Genomic DNA, 20,363 nt, shown 5'->3' with positions numbered 1-20,363 from the left:
CTTACCGCTCCTCTCCCATTTTGACGGCTTGATGCACCTTCAGTCTCCGGATTTGCCACAGCAGCATTCCTGCACCAATCAGCAGCATTACAAGCGTCACTGCATACAACTGAAGCGTGTCACTTTGTTCAAAAACAATCCGAAATGGAGGTACTTGCTGTTTTACATTATCTGTAGTCTGGAGGAAGGGTAAAAATAACCTGCTTGCGAGTTCACCGATCCCAATTCCAAGTACAATCGATAATCCTGCGGTAAAAATCTGTTCCAGTAACAACATCCCGCTGAGCTGTGCGCGAGGCAGACCCATTGCGCGAAGTACCCCGAACTGAACAACACGTCCAGATAAGTTAAAGAACCAATACAGCACATATCCAATAAGTGAGATCAAGATGGATACCAGAAATCCGAGACTGAGGATACCAAATACCCCTCCCCTTGAAGGATGCTTGCCTTCAGCGACGAGTTCAGTTCGCACATCTTTTACAGAAGACAGCTCGATACTATCTCGCCCAAGCCGCTCAATAAGCGGTGCAACCAGCGCATCAGGTTCCATTTTGAGCCACACTTCGTATGGAGTCATAGGAACTTGATCGTAGATATAATCCAGATTGGTTATAAAAAAGGGCGTCTCATCCGGGTACTGAGCTGGCCAGTACGGCAGAATGCCAAAAACAACAAAATCCATCATCTGTTCCTGCAAGGCAATCGATAGTACATCTCCACTTTCCAGCTGATATTTCTCAGCAAACCCAGACGGAATGATGACTGCTCCCTCATAATGACCCAGCAGGTCAAGATATTTATTGGGATGCGCGGGGAACAAATCATTACGGAACCAGGCAACCTCGGCAAAATCAACGTTATCGATGCCCACTACCATCCCTTGGCCTGCCGATTTACCTGATATGACTACATTTCCCTTGGTCTGCAATACTCTAGCAGCATGTTCTACACCAGGTAGCTGGCGAAAAACTTCAAAAGGTGGTTCAGAATATATTATTTTACTTGGAGCAGGCGAACCCGAACCGCCGCCTCCAGCTCCACCGCCAGGGTTCCCCCCGCCTCCAGCACCTGGGTTACCTCCTCCTGTACCTGGTGATCCAGAACCTCCTCCGTTACCTGCATTTCCGCCTGTGCTCGGTAACATCTCTGCGGTTCCTTCCCATACCGTCTGCATCACTACATCCGTTCCATACCGATACAGAGTACGTTCAGTTGAATTCAGGTCAATTGTCCTCGCAGCAGATGCATTATATACACCAAGACCCAAAGTAAGTACGAGCAAGATCATGAGCGGGTAATAAGAAGAAGAAGAGCGAGAAAGCTGTGTTAGCGTAAGGTAGATAGGTACCGGAAAGATTTTACGTCCCATCCAGCTGAAGAACCTGAGAATCCAAGGAAAGATACGTAAGAAGAATAATCCTGCTGCAAAAATGAATAGTGCAGGGACAAAGAATAAAAATGGTTGTACTTGAAGCTGATCAGTGGTCATCCCGGTTTGAAACGTCAGCATCTGCCTTTCATAGAACAGATAGTAACCGTAACCAGCAAGGCCTAGCAATAAAATATCCATATACCAACGCTGCCAAAAAGGTTTTCTATCACTTCTTGCTTGCCTGCGTTTGGCATCAACAATCGTCGATCTGGCATACCCCATCGCGGGAATTACAGAAGCGATAATCGAAGCAAGTACAGCAACGACACCGAGTAGAATTGCATCTTGTGTGATTCCGATTGGGATCGATTTACGATCAACAAAGGACAGAAACCCACTTGCTGAGCCGATGCTTTTCGCCATAAACCAGCCGAGAAAAGGTCCTGCAACCATCGCAATTGCTCCTAGGACAATGCCCTCCAGTAAATATAGAATGACGATCTGTCTGGCAGAAGCCCCGCGGCTGCGAAGAACGGCGATATCACTTTCCTGCTTTTGCAGAGACTGTCTAGCATTCATCACGATAAAATAAAACACCATCGCAATCATCGGCACCGCTAGTGTAAAAAGCATCGTTTGAAGCTGTAAGCTTTGTTTTCGAAAATTAGCAAGTAAATCTCCGAAAGAAATATCCACTTTTGTGTCCTTTAGCTTCTGATAAAGTTCAATATCAAGACGCTCGAGTGTACTGCTTAAGGAAGGAAGCTGACTCGTTTTAATCTGACTAAGATCAAAAACGTAGTACCACTTTGATGTTTGTATAGGCACGTTTTGATCTGCAAGAAGATACGTATCAAATAAGCCAGGGTCTACATAAAATCCATTCATCATTCCTTCAAAACCCTGAACCCAGTATGGATCAGCTGTATCATCCGGTGTAAATGCACCAACAATCTTGACTCGAAGAGTAAGATCTAGACCGCTGTATACGGGATACTCCATGATGTCTCCCACATGCAGATCATTTCGGTACATTCCTTCCTCCAGCATGACGGCTTCAATAAGATCACCCTGAGCCTGATTTCCGGGAAGCACGCCTTGATTCATCGTGACATGATTTTTGAGATCATTCATTGACCCTAGTGTCATGGTACGAATTCGGCTTGCATCTACTTTTTCCGGATCTTCTGGGCTGACTTCTGTACTTCGAATGGATCTGATATTAACATACGTATTGTAATCAAATCCGATCTTTGCAGGAATATCCTGCTGAATGAATCGATCTACATCCTCAAGTGCCCTTAGATCCGTTTTGGTCCCGCCGGGAGCTTGATAACTCATGAGCAATGAACCGGCTGGCATACCGCTGCTTTCATCCTCAAGGGAATCCGCAACAACTCGCTTTAGTGCACCATCAGCATACATAGGAATACTCACCGTGAAGCCAACGGCCACAATAAGACCAATCAAGGTACTTAATGTCAGCCAGCGTGTATTCCACATTTTGCGAGACAATAATCGTAACAGGGGGATACCTTTCATTACCTTCCAACCACCTTCTGCCCTGGTGTAAGCCCTTTGAGAATCTCCACATCGGTGGATGTCTGCTGACCTGCTTCTACATCCACTTCTCGTTTACTCCCATCTGCTTCTACCACTTGGACATACGTTCTTGAACCAATAGAGCGAAGAGCAGAAATCGGAATCAGTACAGCATCCTCTTTGCGCTTCGTTACAACACTCACCGTTAGCGGTGTACCTCTGTTTAGTCCCTTAGGCCATTTATCCATCTCAACAATAACATATGTATCTAGCGACTCTTGTGCAGGAGGTGTACCTTCCCCTCCATTATTTCCTCCATTCGAATCCGATCCCAGATTCACCGGCATCACTTTAATCGTACCCTGATGCACACCTGCTCCGTTAATATCCACCTCAGCCTTCATACCTGCAGCAATAACCTCCAGGTCTTGCTTCGCAAAGGTGGCTGCAACAACCAGATTAGCTGTATCCGCAATGATAGCAATCGGATCATATGCCTTTACCGCTGCTCCCTTTTCAACTTCAACGCTAAGTACAGTACCGCTAAAAGGGGAGCCAAGTGTAGACTTACCGACTTGTTCCTCAAGATCTGAAAGTTCCTGTCTTTGCTCTTCAAAAGTAATGACCGCTTCTTCGTACTCCACAGGATCCATTTCCTCTTTTTTACGAAGGGTCTCTTTCATTTGCACTTCGGATTTGCGGATCTGCAATTTCTTTTGACGAATTTGTTTATTCAGCTCTTCTACATCGAGCACCGCAATTTGCTGTCCTGCCTTTACCTTATCCCCGGGCTTCACATAGAGTTCCTTCACATGCATGCCATCGAGTGTAAAATACGCCTTCTCCTCTCGCTGACTCATCAGCTTGCCAGAACCCGACACTTTCGTCTCAATGGTTTCGGTTCTCACTTCATATTCCGGTTTTTTGGAGATCGTCGGCGGTGTAATCGGCGGAAGCACTTCCTCTTCTGGCTCAGCTGGAAGTAAGGAACATCCGGTCAATGACAGGCTGAGTGTTCCGATCAAAATATACTGGGTCCATCGTTTACCCGCCATAGGCAGGTGCTTTTTATGTAATAAATTTGCCGTCCACCATCTCGTAAACATGGTCTGCAACCTCCAAAATCGTAGGATCATGTGTCGTCATACAGATGCTGACCTCTTCTGTCGCAATAATATTCCGAAATACTGCCATAATCTGAGCTCCCATTTTGGAATCCAGTTCAGCAGTCGGTTCATCAGCCAACAGCAGCTTAGGTCTGTGAGCAATCGCTTTTGCAATGGCAACACGTTGTTGTTCCCCGCCTGACAGTTCAAAGGGTCTATGCTTCGCTCGTTTCGTAAGACCTACCATTTCAAGACAGTAAGCGACACGCTGGTTCCATTCCCCCTTAGGAACACCTGCCATACGAAGTGACAGCTCTACATTCTCCCAAGCAGACAACAGGGGCATGAGGGCATACGCCTGGAAGATAAAACCAATCTCCTGCCTTCTCATCCGGGTCCGAGCAGCATCTCCTGCTTCATGAAAAGCTCTTCCGTCAAAATAAATCTCCCCGCTCGTCGGCTGGTCCAGTCCTCCAAGCATATTAAGAAGGGTTGTCTTTCCTGAGCCTGAGCGACCTTTCAGCATAACGAGCTGCTGGGGCTGCACTTCCATATTAATTCCTTTCAGTACATGAATGGCCCTTCCGCCTGTTTCAAAACTACGGTGTACCTCTTGTACCTGGAGAACAGGACCTTTAGGGATTACTTCTTGATCTGCTTCTTGTTCTTTTTCTTGTACTACCTCTTGTTCTACTTCTTGTGTCAATTCCGGCTCATCTTCTATATGAACCTGCTCCTCTTGAGCAATCCTCTCTGTCTCATCCACTGTTGAATTATGTTGTTCTCTGGCTTTTCGAAAGGGTATTCGAATCACTAGCTCCCCCCCTGTATCAATAAGGAAATTAATATACTTTACTTACAAATATTTCTATCTCGCATTATAAACGACATGAATACGGAAGAAGTTACAACCTTTTAAAGATATTTTTTATTTGAGATATAAAAATAGACCATCCCTTAGTGGTTGGTCCCTATTACTACTATCATCTATTTATATCAACCTAATATTTGATATTTTTTTACATTTTTATATATGAATATGTATAATAGATAGATTCTGTTTATATTTACGTAAGTATGATCAAGAAAGGATGAGTCTTATGAAAGCCCGAACAAATAGTAATCCTTGGATGAAAAAAGCTTGGCAACTCCTCATTTATTGTATTTTATTGGTATCTGGTATTCTGTTCTCTTCGTATTTTATAATTCGAAATTATGAATTGCGAGATTGGCTTGATTTGTATACTTTAATCATCGAAAATTCTATGCTGATCATATTCCCTGTTGTTGCCGTGCTCGTTTATGTTGCACCTTTTTCCAGTGAAGTAAATCATCGTTTTCTTGTATATACTCGTATGCGAAGAGATATAAATGAGACGATTCGCAGAAGATGGATTACTAACTTTATACTAACTACCCTATTCTTATTTTTCGTCATGTTTTCCATTTTCTTGATTACACGTTATGTTGAGCCATCACTTGGAATTGCAAACTATAACTTGGAAGGCTACGGACTCTCCCAAGAAACTGTGGCAGAAGACCGATATACTCGGGACACTTTCTCCCGGCTTCTTCGTTACGGAGATATGTTCTATGGATTTTTCTATTCCTTATGGGTGGCTATTAATGGTGCATTGTATGCTTCTATCGCTTTTTTTCTAGTCCTGCTGCTCAAAAATCGTTTCTTAGCGTTCTCTTTCCCGTTTGTCTTATATGTAGTCGGAACCTTCACTTTTTACTCGCTGAAATTAGATAAATATACCTTCATCCATTCCATCTTTCCGTTCAATCGGATTCAAAATAGCATAGGATATGCCTTCATTCCGTTTTTCGTTATTGTCTGTATCAATATTCTATTATTCATTCTGCTCCGTAGGAGCCTTAAAACAGCAGGTAATTTAACATGAAATATGCATCCAGATTATTTCAGGGATTTTTCGGAAAAGAGTGGATCTTCCTTTCCATCCTGTTGTTTATTTTTAGCATGAGCCAGCGAAGGAGTATCGTTCAATCGTCTCAGCAGCTTCATCAGCAATTAAATCAATGGGATATTGTCATCGGTATATTCGGGAGTCCATTCACACTTATTTATTTACTGCTTCCGTTTCTAATGATAAAGTCCATCCTGCTGATTCAAGAATTATGGAATACTTCCTATTTCAGTCGGCTTCACAGTTGGCGAAAATGGATGCTTTATAGTTTTAAACTGTACTTTACATCCGTCATGGGAAGCATCCTGCTGTTTCTCATGATTTCTTTCATTTTTACTCTAGGGTTTCCGTGGAACTCCACTTGGAGTACATTCAGCAGCAGCGATTATACTACGTTTAATGCTGTGAGTGTACATGCTCAAGAATCAGGGCTAACTCCCATTCTGTTTATTTTGTTACAAATGGGCCTGCTGGTTTTCTTTTTTCAATGTATGCATCTGCTCCTAATTACGCTGTATATGTTTGTACCCAAACTTATATATATGGGAATGGCAATTTTCATTTTTATTGTCTATTCGATGGCATCATTTCGTTATATGACTAATCCATACCTTATTACGCTTGATTACATGTCTTTACCGTATTCCTCAGGGTCGATGGGTTCACCTATTACTGGATTTGTATTGTTATTCCTATTGATGGGTTTATTAGTATTGATCGTCCCTATATTACGAAGCAAGCGCTTTAGCTCTATAAAAGCATGGTTAAAAGGCAACTATCCTATCATCATCTATGGCGTGCTTATCTTATTCGGAATCATAACCACACTTTTGAGAATGAAAGATACAATTCATACAGTATGGGATGCCCTGTACCTGAGTTTCTTTGGAGTAGATCTAGATCGTAGATTTAGTTTAGTCACTTACTTGTTTTATATTATTACTTTCTATGGATTCGTTTATTTCTTCCAGGTCTATATCATTGATTATTTAACAGGCAGATTTTATTACATGGCTATTCGCTACAAATCGATATTCCATTGGTTCTCACGTGTCATTATAAAGTTTGCTTTTACAGCGTTTGTATTTCTTATCATGCTACTCTTCGTAACCACCGTGCTCAGTCTTGTGTTTAATAAAAGTCTTGCTCCGATGATGAACGTACTCGAAGGAGTGACGCTCCCTCAGATTCTATATCATTTTCTGATTAATGGATGGCTGCAGCTCATGAACGGGATGATGATTGTTCTGATCTGCGCATGGATTTTGCCCGAAGGATCGTGGAATGTCATCGTGATAGGAGCAATGGTGCTATTTACCCTTCCTACCTTTAATATTGGGACTTTTCTGCCTCTTGGTCTTAATAGTATGGGGTATGTGACTGCGGACTGGAGTAATACGCTGCGAATCTCAGCTTTGCTGCTCACTTATCTAATCATCGAGATTAGTATAATGTTAATTCTTTTTAGAAAAAAGGATATCGCTTTTCATTAATTACGGTGAGAAAATGGAGGGTATTACGATGAATATTATAGAACTTGTGAATGTCAGCAAATCATACAAAGGGAACCTATTATTTAATCAAGTCAATGCGACTTTTGAACAAGGGAAAATATATGGTATCACTGGAGCCAACGGATCAGGTAAATCTGTGTTATTTAAATGTATATGCGGCTTTATTCATCCAGATCAAGGAGAAGTAAAAATTCACCCGAATTACATGGACAATGGCGGACAATTCCCACGTAATTTTGGCATTATTATTGATCGTCCTGGATATATGGGCAATAAAACGGGCTTTGAAAATTTACAGCGCTGGGCTGAAATCCAAAATAAAATTACGGATCAAGATATAAAAGACGTGATGCGCCTCGTCGGACTTGATCCAGACACAAAACAAAAAATGAGAAATTACTCGCTTGGCATGAAACAAAAGATTGCGATTGCCCAAGCCATTATGGAGAATCAGAAAGTCTTATTACTAGACGAACCGTTTAATGCACTTGATAGTGATAGCGTGGACAACATACGTCAGTTACTCCTTCGTTTTAGACAAGAAGGAAAAACTGTTTTGCTCACAAGTCATAATCAGGAAGACATTAATCTGCTATGCGATGAAGTTTACCGGATTGATAATCAGAAGCTGTCTCATGTAAAAAGTCAGGTTACTGTTTGAGTATAGTTATCTTCACATAAAAAGAGAGTGTCCCATAATAGGAACACTCTCTTTTTGTATACATTTTAAAACTTTTATACACCAAACGCCGCAGGGTTCTCTCTCCAAGAACGAAGAAGAGCGATATCTTCCTCCGCAATCGCTCCTTCACGAAGCGCTACATCAAGAAGTGCAGAATAGTTAGACAAGGTTTGAAGTGCAATTCCTGCTTCCTCAAAGCCATTCACTGCACGATCCAGCTGGTAGCTGAAGATCGCAAGTACAGCCAGAACCTCAGCGCCGGATTGCTGAACTGCTTGCGCAGCTTTGATGGAACTTCCACCTGTTGAGATAAGATCCTCAATGACAATCACTTTTTGACCTTCTTTAACAAGTCCTTCGATCTGATTCTCTTTGCCATGTCCTTTCGCTTTATCGCGAATATAGATCATAGGCAGGCCTAGTTTCTGAGCAACAAAAGCTGCATGAGGAATACCTGCTGTTGCCGTTCCTGCAATCACTTCTGTTTCCGGATACTGCTCACGGATGATAGAGGCGAAGGATTCAGCAATGAGATCACGGATTTCCGGATAAGACATGGTCAGACGATTGTCGCAATAGATGGGAGATTTAATACCGGAAGTCCAAGTAAAAGGATCATTTGGGCGTAAAGCTACAGCCTTAATACTTAGTAGAGCGGATGCTATTTTTTCTGCGATTGTCGTGGTTGTCATGCGTTCATCATCTCCTCAATAATTTGTTCTGCTGCTGCTCTTGGATCAGTTGCTGCCGTAATCGGTCTTCCGACAACAATAAACTGAGTTCCGCCTGCAATGGCTTCTTGCGGTGTAGTTACTCGGGACTGATCACCTGCTGCACTGCCGCGTGGTCTAATTCCCGGGGTTACCGTAATAAAATTGGTTCCACACGCTTCGTGAATACTTCCCGCTTCCAGGGGAGATGCCACAACTCCATTCAGTCCTGCTTCCTTAGCAAGCTGTGCATACCTTACAACGGTATCCTGAACTTGTCCAGGGATACCGATCTCATCATTCATCGTCTGCTGATCTGTGCTCGTCAGCTGCGTCACCGCAATAATGGTAGGAAGTAGTATACCTTCCTCTTCTGCTGCCTGCTTTGCTCCTTCGAGCGCAGCACGCATCATAGCAGCGCCGCCTCCGGCATGCACGTTAAACATATCTACACCCAGCCTAGTTACACTGTGGGAGCCTCCGCGAACCGTGTTAGGAATATCATGCATTTTCACATCCAGGAATACTGAATATCCTTTTTCTTTGAGTTCGCTAACAAATTCAGGTCCTGCTGTGTAAAACAGCTGCATCCCTACTTTCATGTAGCAAGGAATCCCGTTCAGTTTCTCTACCAGCTCTCTTGCTGCGTTTGCGTTAGGATAATCCAGAGCAACCATCAAGCGTCCAGCCATTTGTTTATATTCAGGTGTCATGTGTCATGCTCCTTCACTAACGTAATTTCGTTCCTATCCGTGATAAAGGACATCAAGTCCAGCCCAAAAATTATGGGCTGACCGATGTCCTACTGTAAAGTTCACTTGAGTCTATGCGTAATTAGCGGCTAAAAGTCGGCATGGATTCCGAGGAGAAGTTAATCGTCTCCAGCATTTGCAGGAGTGCACGAACTGTATCCAAGGAAGTCATACATACCACACCGTTCTCTACCGCTTCACGGCGGATCCGGAATCCATCACGTTGCGGCGTTTTACCCTTAGTCAGTGTATTAAAGACAAAGTTTGCTTCGCCCGTACGGATCATATCGAGAATGTTTGGCGTACCTTCGCTAAGCTTATTCACGGTTTGGACAGGGATACCTGCTTCCTCAAGGGCTGCTGCTGTACCGCCTGTAGCGATAATTTTATAACCCAGTTTAAAGAATCCGCCAAGCAGTGAAACTGCCTCGTCTTTATCCTTATCAGCTACCGTTGCAATGATTGCGCCGGAAGAAGGAATCTTCATTCCTGCACCAATCAATCCTTTATAGAGTGCCTTAGCATACTGAACATCACGGCCCATTACTTCACCGGTTGATTTCATCTCAGGACCAAGCGTAGGTTCTACTCGGCGGAGTTTCGCAAAAGAGAACACCGGCACTTTTACCGATACATGCTCGCTTTCTGGCCACAGTCCATCTACATAACCTTGATCAGCTAGCTTTTTACCAAGGATGGCTTGTGTTGCTAGGTTAGCCATTGGAATGCCTGTTACTTTGCTCAGGAATGGTACCGTTCTAGAAGATCTAGGATTCACTTCAATCACGTACACATCATCTTTGTAGATAACGAACTGGATATTTACAAGTCCAATGGTATTCAGTTCTTTTGCAATATTGATCGTGATGTTAACGACTTTTTCTTTCAAATGTGCTTCCAGATGCTGCGGAGGGTATACTGCAATTGAGTCACCGGAGTGGACCCCTGCGCGTTCGATGTGCTCCATAATCCCTGGAATCAGTACGGTTTCTCCATCACAGATTGCATCTACTTCTACCTCTTTACCAAGCATATAGCGGTCAATCAGTACCGGATGGTCAGGATTGATTTTCACCGCTTGTTCCATATAGCTCAGCAGTTCACTGTCAGAGTAGACGATTTCCATTGCACGTCCCCCAAGGACATACGAAGGACGAACCAGTACAGGGTAGCCTATACTTTGTGCAGTGACTACTGCATCATCTACAGTCGTTACTGTTTTGCCAAGAGGCTGTGCAATATCAAGTCTGGAGAGAAGCGCTTCGAATTTCTTACGATCTTCTGCTTCATCAATGCTGGCAAGATCTGTTCCCAGAATTTTAACGCCTGCCGCTGCAAGCGGTGCAGCCAGGTTAATTGCCGTCTGACCACCGAACTGTACAATGACACCGATCGGTTTCTCTTGTTCAATCACGTTCATTACATCTTCAAAGAACAAAGGCTCAAAGTAGAGACGATCTGATGTATTGAAGTCCGTAGATACTGTCTCCGGGTTATTGTTAATAATAACGGCTTCGTACCCAGCATTCTGAATCGCCCATACCGCATGTACGGTAGAGTAGTCGAACTCAATTCCTTGTCCGATACGAATTGGACCCGAACCCAGTACCACGATTTTCTCTTTTGCAGATGGAATGACTTCATTCTCTGTTTCATAACTAGAGTAGTAATAAGGTGTGATCGCTTCAAATTCAGCCGCACATGTATCTACCATTTTGTATACAGGGCGCAGCTGCATTCTTTCACGCATCTCGCGAACTTCCTTCTCTGTTGTGAATGCTTCACCCGGCTGTCCCTCAGCGCGAATTTCTGCAATCGAACGGTCTGTGAAGCCCAACCGTTTTGCTTGGTAGAGCATTTCTTTGCTCAGTTCTTTTTCGGAACGTATCTGATCTTCGAATTTGATAATTCCTTCGATTTTATCAAGGAACCACCAATCAATTTTGGTAAGATCCTGAATCTCTTGCAGAGTGTAACCGCGGCGGAATGCTTCCGCTACGAGGAACATACGCTCATCGTCCGGTTTGATAAGACGTGTTCTCAGCACTTCGTCTTCAAGCTGAGCCGCATCTTTCAAATGAATACGGTGTGCTCCGATTTCAAGTGAGCGAACTGCTTTGTGAATTGATTCTTCAAAAGTACGGCCAATGGCCATTACTTCGCCCGTTGCTTTCATCTGTGTACCCAGTTTACGGTTTGCAGATACAAATTTATCAAATGGCCAGCGCGGAATCTTGCTTACGATATAATCCAGTGTCGGCTCGAAGAATGCATAAGTTTGGCCCGTTACCGGGTTAATAATTTCGTCAAGTGTGTAGCCCATTGCTATTTTAGCTGCCATCTTCGCAATTGGATAACCTGTTGCTTTGGATGCAAGAGCTGAAGAGCGGCTTACACGTGGATTTACTTCAATTACATAGTACTGGAAGCTTTGTGGATCCAGAGCAAACTGAACGTTACAACCACCTTCGATATTAAGAGCGCGGATGATTTTGATTGATGCTGTACGCAGCATCTGGTACTCACGATCTGACAGCGTCTGGCTCGGTGCCACAACGATACTGTCTCCCGTATGTACACCCACTGGGTCAAAGTTCTCCATGTTACATACAACGATACAGTTGTCATTCGCATCGCGCATAACTTCATATTCTACTTCTTTCATACCGGCAATACTTTTCTCAACCAAACATTGTCCAATTGGGCTATAGCGGAGTCCGGAAGCAACGATCTCACGAAGTTCTTCTTCGGTTGCACAAATTCCGCCGCCTGTTCCGCCGAGGGTATAAGCAGGACGGACAATAATTGGATAACCAATCTCATTAGCAAAATCGATAGCTTCATTAAGCGTCGTTACGATTACACTCTCAGGAACCGGCTGTTCTAGTTCACGCATCAGATCACGGAACAAGTCACGGTCTTCTGCTTTTTCGATGGAAGTTAGCTGTGTACCCAGAAGTTTTACATTTTCGCTTTCTAGCACTCCAGCGCGCGCCAATTCAACCGCCATATTAAGACCCGTTTGACCGCCAAGCGTTGGAAGCAGTCCATCTGGACGCTCCTGACGAATGATTTGTGTTACAAAATCAAGTGTAATCGGCTCGATATATACTTTGTCAGCCATATTGCTGTCTGTCATGATCGTTGCAGGGTTACTATTGATGAGAACAACTTCCACGCCTTCTTCTTTAAGTGCTTGACATGCTTGCGTTCCTGCATAATCAAACTCTGCTGCCTGACCGATTACGATCGGACCGGAGCCAATAACAAGAATTTTCTTGAGGTCTGTATTTTTCGGCATGTTAACGTGCTCCCTTCACTGCTGCGGCAAGTACGGCTTGGCGCGCTTTTTTCGGATGGTTAAGTTTGTGCTCACGAATCATATCAATAAAGCGGTCGAACAAGTAGGAATTATCTTCAGGTCCTGGTGCTGCCTCTGGATGATATTGTACGGTAAATACCGGATATTCCTTATGTTTTAATCCTTCAATGGATTTATCATTGTTGTTGATATGTGTAACGACCAGGTCCGTTCCTTTAATTGACTCCTCGTTAACGGTATATCCATGGTTCTGAGATGTAATATAGCATCGACCTGTTTCTAGATCTTTGACCGGATGGTTACCTCCGCGGTGACCGAATTTTAGTCTCTCTGTATCCGCACCGGCTGCCAGTGCAAACAGTTGGTGACCAAGGCAGATACCGAAGATTGGATATTCACCAAGCAATTCGGAAATCATATCTACTGCATAAGGAACATCTTTGGGGTCCCCAGGACCGTTGGACAGCTGAATGCCGTCCGGATTCAGTTTTCGAATTTCATCAGCTGTTGTGTCGTGCGGTACCACTACAACGTCACAGCCACGTTTATTCAGTTCGCGCAAGATACCTGTTTTCGCCCCGTAGTCTACAACTACGATCCGCTCTCCCGTACCCGGGCTGCTGTATACGTGTTTGGTTGAAGTCAGAGGCACCTGATTGCGAAGTTCATCAATCGTCGTATCTTTCATCATTTCCAGAAGTTCCTCAACCGGCTTCGAACCTGTTGTAAGAATCCCTTTCATTGTTCCGTGATGACGAATGCGGCGCGTCAACATCCGTGTATCAATATCGCTGATTCCTAAGATTCCATACTCTTTCAAAAGATCATCAACACTACATTCTGCACGCCAGTTACTTGGTACTGGTTCATGGCGGCGAGTGACAAAGCCATGTACATAAGGACGAATGGATTCAAAATCATCACGTGTGATCCCGTAGTTTCCGATCAGCGGATAAGTCATCGTTACGATTTGCCCGCAGTAAGAAGGATCAGACAGCACCTCTTGGTAGCCTGTGATACCTGTATTAAAAACGACTTCACCTGTTGTTTCTCCTTCTGCCCCGAAAGCTCTTCCGGTGAACAATGTGCCGTCTTCTAGTAACAATCTTGCTTGTGCCTGCATCCAATTTCACTCCTTAATGTTGTCTTGCCTCAATTTTGGTTTTATCAATAAGCTTCTATATAAAAGTTCAATAAACCGTTGTTAGTCGTAATCTTTTATTGCTTAGCTTAACGTTGGATCAGTATATACCTTTTTCCCGTCTACAAAAGTCATTACAGGCCAGCCAGTAAGTTCCCATCCTGTAAATGGTGTATTACGTCCTTTTGTAGCAAACTCGGTTGGGTCAACAGCGCGCTCAGTAGTAAGGTCAATGACCGTGATATCCGCTGGTGCTCCTTCTTCCAAACGCCCCGTATCCAGGCGGAATACCCGTGCCGGTTCAGTCGTCATTTTCTCTACCAGGAAGGAAAGACTCCATTTTCCTGTTGCCACAAACTTTGTATAGAGCAGTGGGAATGCTGTTTCAAAACCAACAATACCAAATGGTGCAAGCTCCATTCCTTTTGCTTTCTCTTCTTCGCTATGCGGTGCATGATCTGTAACGATGATATCGATTGTTCCGTCCTCAAGCCCTTCGATACATGCTTCTACATCACGACGTGAGCGCAGCGGAGGGTTCATTTTCCAGTTCGCATCCAGACCCGGAATGTCTTCATCTGCCAAAATCAGATGGTGAGGACAAACCTCAGCTGTTACTTTAATACCGATCTTTTTAGCTTCACGGATGAGTCGAACTGATTGCTCTGTACTCACATGACAGACATGATAATGTACGCCCGTTGCTTCAGCGAGTAGAATATCGCGTCCAACGTGGATGGCTTCTGACTCATTCGGGATGCCTTTCAGACCATGTTTCTCAGCAAAAGCGCCTTCTGCTACGCAAGCACCTTCCACCAAGGAATTGTCCTCACAGTGAGCAATCACAGGCATATCCATCGCTGCCGCTTTCTTCATTGCATCTTTCATCATTTGAGCGCTTTGTACACCAACACCGTCGTCGGTAAATCCGATCGCACCCGCTGCTTTAAGTGCATCAAAATCCGTCAGCTCGCGACCAAGTTCATTTATCGTAATCGCTGCGTAAGGAAGTACTTTGGCAAGTCCTGCTTCTTTTGCTTTATTAAGTACGAGCTCTACTGTCTCCGGATCGTCCGTTACTGGTCTTGTATTCGGCATACAAGCAATCGTTGTAAATCCACCTTTTACAGCAGAACGGCTGCCGGACTCAATTGTTTCTTTATGTTCAAATCCTGGTTCTCTTAAATGTACGTGCATATCAATAAGACCCGAGACTACTAATTTACCTTCTACATCAATCTCTTCTATGTTTACATCGCTAGGGTTCGTTCCATTATCAAAGGTTAATACAAACCCTTCCTCTGCATCGTATATACTTAAAATCTTTCCTTCGGAAATGAGAATGTTCTTTTGTTCGAGTGCCCCTGCTTTATTTAATACACTTGCATTTTTAATCATTTGTAACATGTATATATCCTCCGCTCCGGTACCGTTTTATCGTAACAACGGACATTATGTTTAAATTGTATGTTTTGACTGTTGCAAGGGTTATCAAATGCCTATATTTTTTTATAATCTTTTACTATAGAATCAAAGCTCTTTCCATAACTGCCATGCGGATCGGAACCCCATTCGACATTTGCGGGAAAATTCGGGATGCCGGACTTTCTACAACCGCATCGTCAATCTCTACATTTCGGTTAACCGGAGCAGGATGCATGATGATCGTTTTTGGACTCAGTTTAGCAGCTCGCTCTTCTGTGAGTCCGTATTTCTCGCGATATTCATCCGCTTTCATATCAATTCCTTTGTCGTGACGTTCTAACTGGACACGCAGCATCATCACAACGTCAGCCTTTAAAGCTTCATCAAGAGTGATATAAGGAGCAAGCGCTGCAAGCTCAGGAGCTTGCATACTTTCTGGTGCGCAGAAACTGACTTTTGCTCCGAATTTTTGCAGTGCGTATAGATTTGAACGTGCTACTCTACTATGCTTGATGTCCCCAATGATGGATACGTTCAGGCCGCGAAGCTCGCTGAAGGTTTGTCGCATCGTGTAGAGATCAAGAAGTGCTTGTGTTGGATGTTCATTATTCCCGTCCCCTGCATTAATAAGAGGCACTTTCACCTTCTCAGCAAGCACTTGCAGCATACCATGTGGTTTTAAGCGAATCACACCTGCATCGATTCCCATAGATTCGAGTGTGCGTACTGTATCATAGATGGATTCACCTTTTTCGACGCTTGACGCTGCAGCCGCAAAGTTTAGCACTTCAGCTCCCAGTCTTTTCTCTGCCATTTCGAATGAAAAACGAGTTCGTGTGCTGTTCTCAAAAAACATGTTAGCTACAAATTTAGAAGCTAGAATGGGATTCAGCTTCTCAGCCTGTGCATCGAAGTAGGCTGCCCGGTTCAGAATGGATTCGATTTCACTTGCGCTTAGATCCTTTAGACCGAGCAAACTACGTTCTTTAATACTTTTTGCTGTTACCGTCATCCTTCTTCCCTCCGGTTCTGAATGGTGACTTGATCTACGCCGTCAACTTCTTTCAGAGCTACATCGATGAGTTCCGAACGAGAGGAAGGTATGTTTTTACCAATAAAATCGGGCCTTATCGGAAGCTCCCGGTGACCTCGATCTGCCAGTACAGCAAGCTGTATCATTTCCGGACGTCCACTATCCATTAAAGCGTCCATTGCTGCTCTTATGGTTCGGCCTGTGTATAATACATCATCAAACAAAATTACTTTTTTATTGTGAGTTACTTCTTTTAACTGCTTTTGAATTACTTCGTTTTTCTTATTACCTTCAGTACTCCGATCATCCCGATAAGGAGTAACATCCAGATCGATACAAGGAACTTTCTTTCCTTCAATCTCTTCGATCTTCACTGCAATTCGTTCAGCAAGGTAAACTCCTCTAGTCCGAATTCCAACAAGAATACAGTCATCAATTCCTTTGTTCTTTTCTAAAATTTCATGTGCAATCCGTGTTAGTGCCCTGCGGATTCCAATCTCATCCATAATGACATGTGCTTCATTACTCATGTGCTTTACGAACCTCCCCTGGATTTCCCTTTTTACCAGTGGTCCCGTGAAGAGATAAAAAAAAGACTCCCTGCCGTAAAATCTTGGCAAGGAGTCTTATAACCGCGGCAGGCGTACGCCGGGTCATTAAGCTCTACATGGACATCCGACACAAAAGCCGCAGCTTCGCTCGGGTCCAATCACGTTACCTTGCCAGTCTCACGGGACTGATTTAAAGGTGCTATTCATGTATTTGTCTGAATGTTAATCTCTCAGGATTAATCCAGTTTCAAACAAATCTTCATTGACATGAATTATGACAGATAGCTTATCCTCTGTCAACACCTGGATAAATATAAAGGGTTTATAGCACATAGTTTTATACATTCCACACCTATCATTATGCAGTTTAATTGCTCTTATTTTTATAATTATACGTTAATTATGTATAAATATCCATCTTTTTTATCTATTCTCAAAAAAATAAGAACCTGACAACTTCAGGTCCTTATCTAAATTTATATTCTGTTCATATATATTGTCAGTTCTTAATTTAATTAGTGATCGTCTTTCGCCAATCTTTTAAAGAGAATAGTAACTCCAGTGAACCCCAAGACCATAATCAACGCAACCATTGCAATAAACGCCATTAGTAACGTCCCCCTCTTTATTTTATAGCCTTATTGTAGCTTGAAATTTTTCCTTTTGTCGCCCTAACTTTGACAATATTGTGAAATGTATCACATGTGTTTCTTTACAATTAATCCGCTGTAGATAGCTGTTCAAAAGGAAAAAGGACATAACCTAAAAGGTTACATCCTTTTCATTAACCGAATTCATAGAATGAGTATTAAAACTCAAACTCTACGTCGCTTAAGCGGCGTTTGATTTCTTCAATCACACGTCTCTCCTCAGCTTCGCCTTTGGCTTCAAACGTAACGGAGAAGCGAACAAAGTTACCTGCATCATCCCAAGGTACAGTGGAGATTAACTTCTCGCGAATTAGGAATTGGGAGAAGTCTTCCCCTGATTCGAAACGACGTCCGCCTTTGATCCCTTTAGGAGCTTCCACATATAAGAAGAAAGAACCTTTAGGCTTCTCCGCTCTGAATCCAAGCTCGTTAAGAGCTTCCACCAGCATGTCGTGACGACGAGAATATTTCTCTGCAATCTTTTCTGTGATTTCAGGATGAGACAATCCATACGCTGCCGCTTTTTGAATCGCTATAAACTGACCCGAATCATTGTTATCCTTTACATCGCTGAATGCTTTCACAATAAGAGGGTTACCCGCAACAAAGCCAATACGCCATCCTGTCATGTTGTAGGATTTGGACAGGGAGTGAAGCTCAACGCCCACATCCTTCGCTCCGGGCACGGATAAGAAACTCAGCGGCTTCAGACCATCATACGTAAGCGCAGCATAAGGAGCATCATGTACAATGATAACGTTGTATTTTTTAGCCCATTCTACAACCTCAGTAAAAAATTCTGTAGTCGCACTTGCCCCTGTTGGGTTATTCGGATAATTCAAATAAAGCAGCTTCGCTCGGTGAGCTACTTCCTCTGGAATGGATGCTAAATCCGGCAAGAAGTTGTTTTCTTTGGTGAGCTGTACGTTGTACACTTCTCCGCCCAAATATTTGGTGTGAGTTCCGAGAACAGGGTAACCAGGTACAGTCAGGATCGCAACATCCCCTGGATTAATAAATACAGATGGTATCATAGCTAGCGCTGGTTTGGAACCGATGGAATGTACCACTTCGGATACAGGATCAATCCCTTCTACCCCAAACACTTCTTCTAAGTATTTAGCGGCAGCTTCTTTAAATTCAGGAATTCCGTTATCCGCGTAACCACGATTTTCGGCCTTTGCAGCTTCTTCAGCAAGCCTCGCAACAATCCCTGCGTCTGCCATCTCATCTGGTTCACCAACCCCAAGGTCAATGAGTTCAATATTTGGGAAGTCCTTTTTTGCTGCTTGTTTTGCTCGTTTTATTTTTTCGAATTTATAAATGTTTGTGTCTTTACCATAGTTCGCACCGCCGATTCGATCGGCAAAACTTGTTTGAATGAAAGTTTCTTGATATTTATTAGTACTCATATCGCGTATCTTCATCTCCTTGTGTAACGAATATCTCCATGTATAAATATGAAGGATTCTGTTCGTTAAAACCATGGACTATACATCCGATCATTTGCACTATCATTTTATGCTGAGTGACGCTTATAACACTATATACCCAATATTATACGTTTTAAGCTTTTCATTTAGTTTGCACGAAAGCACCATTAATTATGAATGAAGCACAAAAAAAAGAGCGCCGCTTAAAGCGACACTCTTAATGAACTGGTTTTAAACTTAAAGTTAAAAATTAACTACCTGCTTCGCAAAGAAGCAAGCACATCTTCCATATCTTGCGGCAAAGGAGCGGTAAACTCCATCTGTTCCCCTGTATCCGGGTGCACAAAACCAAGCGTTTGCGCATGAAGTGCTTGGCCATTCATTTTTATCCCTTTATTCCGGCCATACATTGGATCACCAACCAGAGGATGACCAATAAACTTCATGTGTACTCTGATCTGATGTGTACGGCCTGTCTCCAGCTTCAATTCAAGCAGTGTATAGTCGCCAAGACGTTCTAATACAGTAAAATGTGTTATCGCTTCTTTGCTATTGCGATCTGTTACGGTAAACATTTTACGGTCATTTGTGTCTCGACCAATAGGAGCATCCACGGTTCCCTGATCATGCTGTACATGACCATGTACCAGCGCGATATAACGGCGATTCACACTATGCTCTTTCAGCTGAGCAGCAAGTGAGGCATGCGCCTTGTCATTCTTAGCAGCCATGAGAAGACCCGATGTATCTTTATCAATCCGGTGAACAATTCCGGGACGAAGTTCGCCGTTAATACCGGACAAATCTTTACAATGATACATAAGTGCATTCACCAGAGTTCCTGAAGTATGACCAGGCGCCGGGTGTACAACAAGTCCTCTTTGTTTGTTCACTACAATGACGCTTGCATCTTCATATACCACATTTAGCGGGATATTTTCAGGAATGATTTCTACTGCTGTCGGCTCTGGAACGATAACCGTAATGCGGTCTCCTTCACTGAGCTTATAGTTCGATTTTACTTTTGCGCCGTTTACGGTAACATGACCGTCTGCAATCCACAATTGAACCTGAGAACGGGAAACGTCATCCATGCTTTCCGTAATATATTTATCAATTCGTTCCTTTGCATAATCAGCAGTGACGGTCCACTCCTGGATGTCTTGAGCCGATTCTTGTTCGGACCGATCTGTCAT

The 20,363-nt window shown here is 43.4% G+C and carries 15 protein-coding genes; 3 read left to right on the top strand and 12 right to left on the bottom strand.

Going from position 1 to position 20,363, the window contains the following annotated elements; all coding sequences use genetic code 11:
• Position 1: 1 nt before the first annotated feature.
• Genes H9647_RS06370 through H9647_RS06360 form a run of 3 tightly spaced genes read right to left on the bottom strand, consistent with a single transcriptional unit; the run spans position 2 to position 4,666 of the window.
• Complete coding sequence (locus H9647_RS06370) at positions 2-2,917, bottom strand: ABC transporter permease (RefSeq protein ID WP_191798923.1); 2,916 nt, start codon at positions 2,915-2,917, stop codon at positions 2-4.
• Complete coding sequence (locus tag H9647_RS06365; protein WP_191798922.1) at positions 2,917-4,023, bottom strand: efflux RND transporter periplasmic adaptor subunit; 1,107 nt, start codon at positions 4,021-4,023, stop codon at positions 2,917-2,919. The genes H9647_RS06370 and H9647_RS06365 overlap by 1 nt, the downstream gene beginning before the upstream one ends.
• Positions 3,986-4,666, bottom strand: coding sequence for an ABC transporter ATP-binding protein (locus H9647_RS06360; protein WP_318245279.1), 681 nt, complete (start codon positions 4,664-4,666; stop codon positions 3,986-3,988). Before H9647_RS06360 ends, H9647_RS06365 begins: the two co-directional genes overlap by 38 nt.
• 457 nt (positions 4,667-5,123) lie before the next feature.
• Here H9647_RS06360 and H9647_RS06355 point away from each other — a divergent pair, with 457 nt between their 5' ends.
• The 3 genes from H9647_RS06355 (at position 5,124) to H9647_RS06345 (ending at position 8,129) form a co-directional block, all read left to right on the top strand.
• Positions 5,124-5,930 carry a hypothetical protein gene (locus H9647_RS06355; protein ID WP_191798921.1) on the top strand — a complete coding sequence of 269 codons (807 nt, stop codon included), beginning with the start codon at positions 5,124-5,126 and terminating at the stop codon, positions 5,928-5,930.
• Between the two features lie 77 nt (positions 5,931-6,007).
• Complete coding sequence (locus H9647_RS06350) at positions 6,008-7,447, top strand: hypothetical protein (protein ID WP_191798920.1); 1,440 nt, start codon at positions 6,008-6,010, stop codon at positions 7,445-7,447.
• A gap of 28 nt (positions 7,448-7,475) precedes the next feature.
• On the top strand, positions 7,476-8,129 hold the full coding sequence (locus tag H9647_RS06345; RefSeq protein ID WP_191798919.1) for an ABC transporter ATP-binding protein: 654 nt from the start codon (positions 7,476-7,478) through the stop codon (positions 8,127-8,129).
• A 74-nt stretch (positions 8,130-8,203) separates the two neighbouring features.
• Here H9647_RS06345 and pyrE read toward each other — a convergent pair whose 3' ends face one another.
• From pyrE to H9647_RS06300, 9 genes are all read right to left on the bottom strand, one after another.
• Positions 8,204-8,842 (bottom strand): orotate phosphoribosyltransferase, encoded by a 639-nt coding sequence (pyrE, locus tag H9647_RS06340; protein ID WP_191798918.1) that lies wholly within the window; start codon positions 8,840-8,842, stop codon positions 8,204-8,206.
• Positions 8,839-9,573: an orotidine-5'-phosphate decarboxylase gene (pyrF, locus tag H9647_RS06335; protein ID WP_191798917.1), complete on the bottom strand. Its 735-nt coding sequence runs from the start codon at positions 9,571-9,573 to the stop codon at positions 8,839-8,841. Before pyrF ends, pyrE begins: the two co-directional genes overlap by 4 nt.
• Positions 9,574-9,694: 121 nt before the next feature.
• Positions 9,695-12,913 carry a carbamoyl-phosphate synthase large subunit gene (carB, locus tag H9647_RS06330; protein ID WP_191798916.1) on the bottom strand — a complete coding sequence of 1,073 codons (3,219 nt, stop codon included), beginning with the start codon at positions 12,911-12,913 and terminating at the stop codon, positions 9,695-9,697.
• 1 nt (position 12,914) lies between these two features.
• Positions 12,915-14,057 carry a glutamine-hydrolyzing carbamoyl-phosphate synthase small subunit gene (gene carA / locus H9647_RS06325; protein ID WP_191798915.1) on the bottom strand — a complete coding sequence of 381 codons (1,143 nt, stop codon included), beginning with the start codon at positions 14,055-14,057 and terminating at the stop codon, positions 12,915-12,917.
• 102 nt (positions 14,058-14,159) lie between these two features.
• Complete coding sequence (locus tag H9647_RS06320) at positions 14,160-15,482, bottom strand: dihydroorotase (RefSeq protein ID WP_191798914.1); 1,323 nt, start codon at positions 15,480-15,482, stop codon at positions 14,160-14,162.
• Positions 15,483-15,597: 115 nt separating this feature from the next.
• Positions 15,598-16,512 carry an aspartate carbamoyltransferase catalytic subunit gene (locus H9647_RS06315; RefSeq protein ID WP_191798913.1) on the bottom strand — a complete coding sequence of 305 codons (915 nt, stop codon included), beginning with the start codon at positions 16,510-16,512 and terminating at the stop codon, positions 15,598-15,600.
• The gene (gene pyrR, locus H9647_RS06310; protein ID WP_191798912.1) at positions 16,509-17,063 is read right to left on the bottom strand and encodes a bifunctional pyr operon transcriptional regulator/uracil phosphoribosyltransferase PyrR; all 555 of its coding nucleotides are present in this window, start codon (positions 17,061-17,063) and stop codon (positions 16,509-16,511) included. The genes H9647_RS06315 and pyrR overlap by 4 nt, the downstream gene beginning before the upstream one ends.
• A gap of 829 nt (positions 17,064-17,892) precedes the next feature.
• Entirely contained in the window at positions 17,893-19,146 is a 1,254-nt protein-coding gene (locus H9647_RS06305) for an LL-diaminopimelate aminotransferase (RefSeq protein WP_191798911.1), read from the bottom strand.
• A 275-nt stretch (positions 19,147-19,421) separates the two neighbouring features.
• Positions 19,422-20,363: an RluA family pseudouridine synthase gene (locus H9647_RS06300; RefSeq protein WP_191798910.1), complete on the bottom strand. Its 942-nt coding sequence runs from the start codon at positions 20,361-20,363 to the stop codon at positions 19,422-19,424.

It is taken from the genome of Paenibacillus gallinarum (assembly GCF_014836635.1).
GTDB classification, from domain to species: Bacteria; Bacillota; Bacilli; order Paenibacillales; family Paenibacillaceae; genus Paenibacillus; species Paenibacillus gallinarum.
This window is presented reverse-complemented; position numbering and strand designations above follow the sequence as displayed.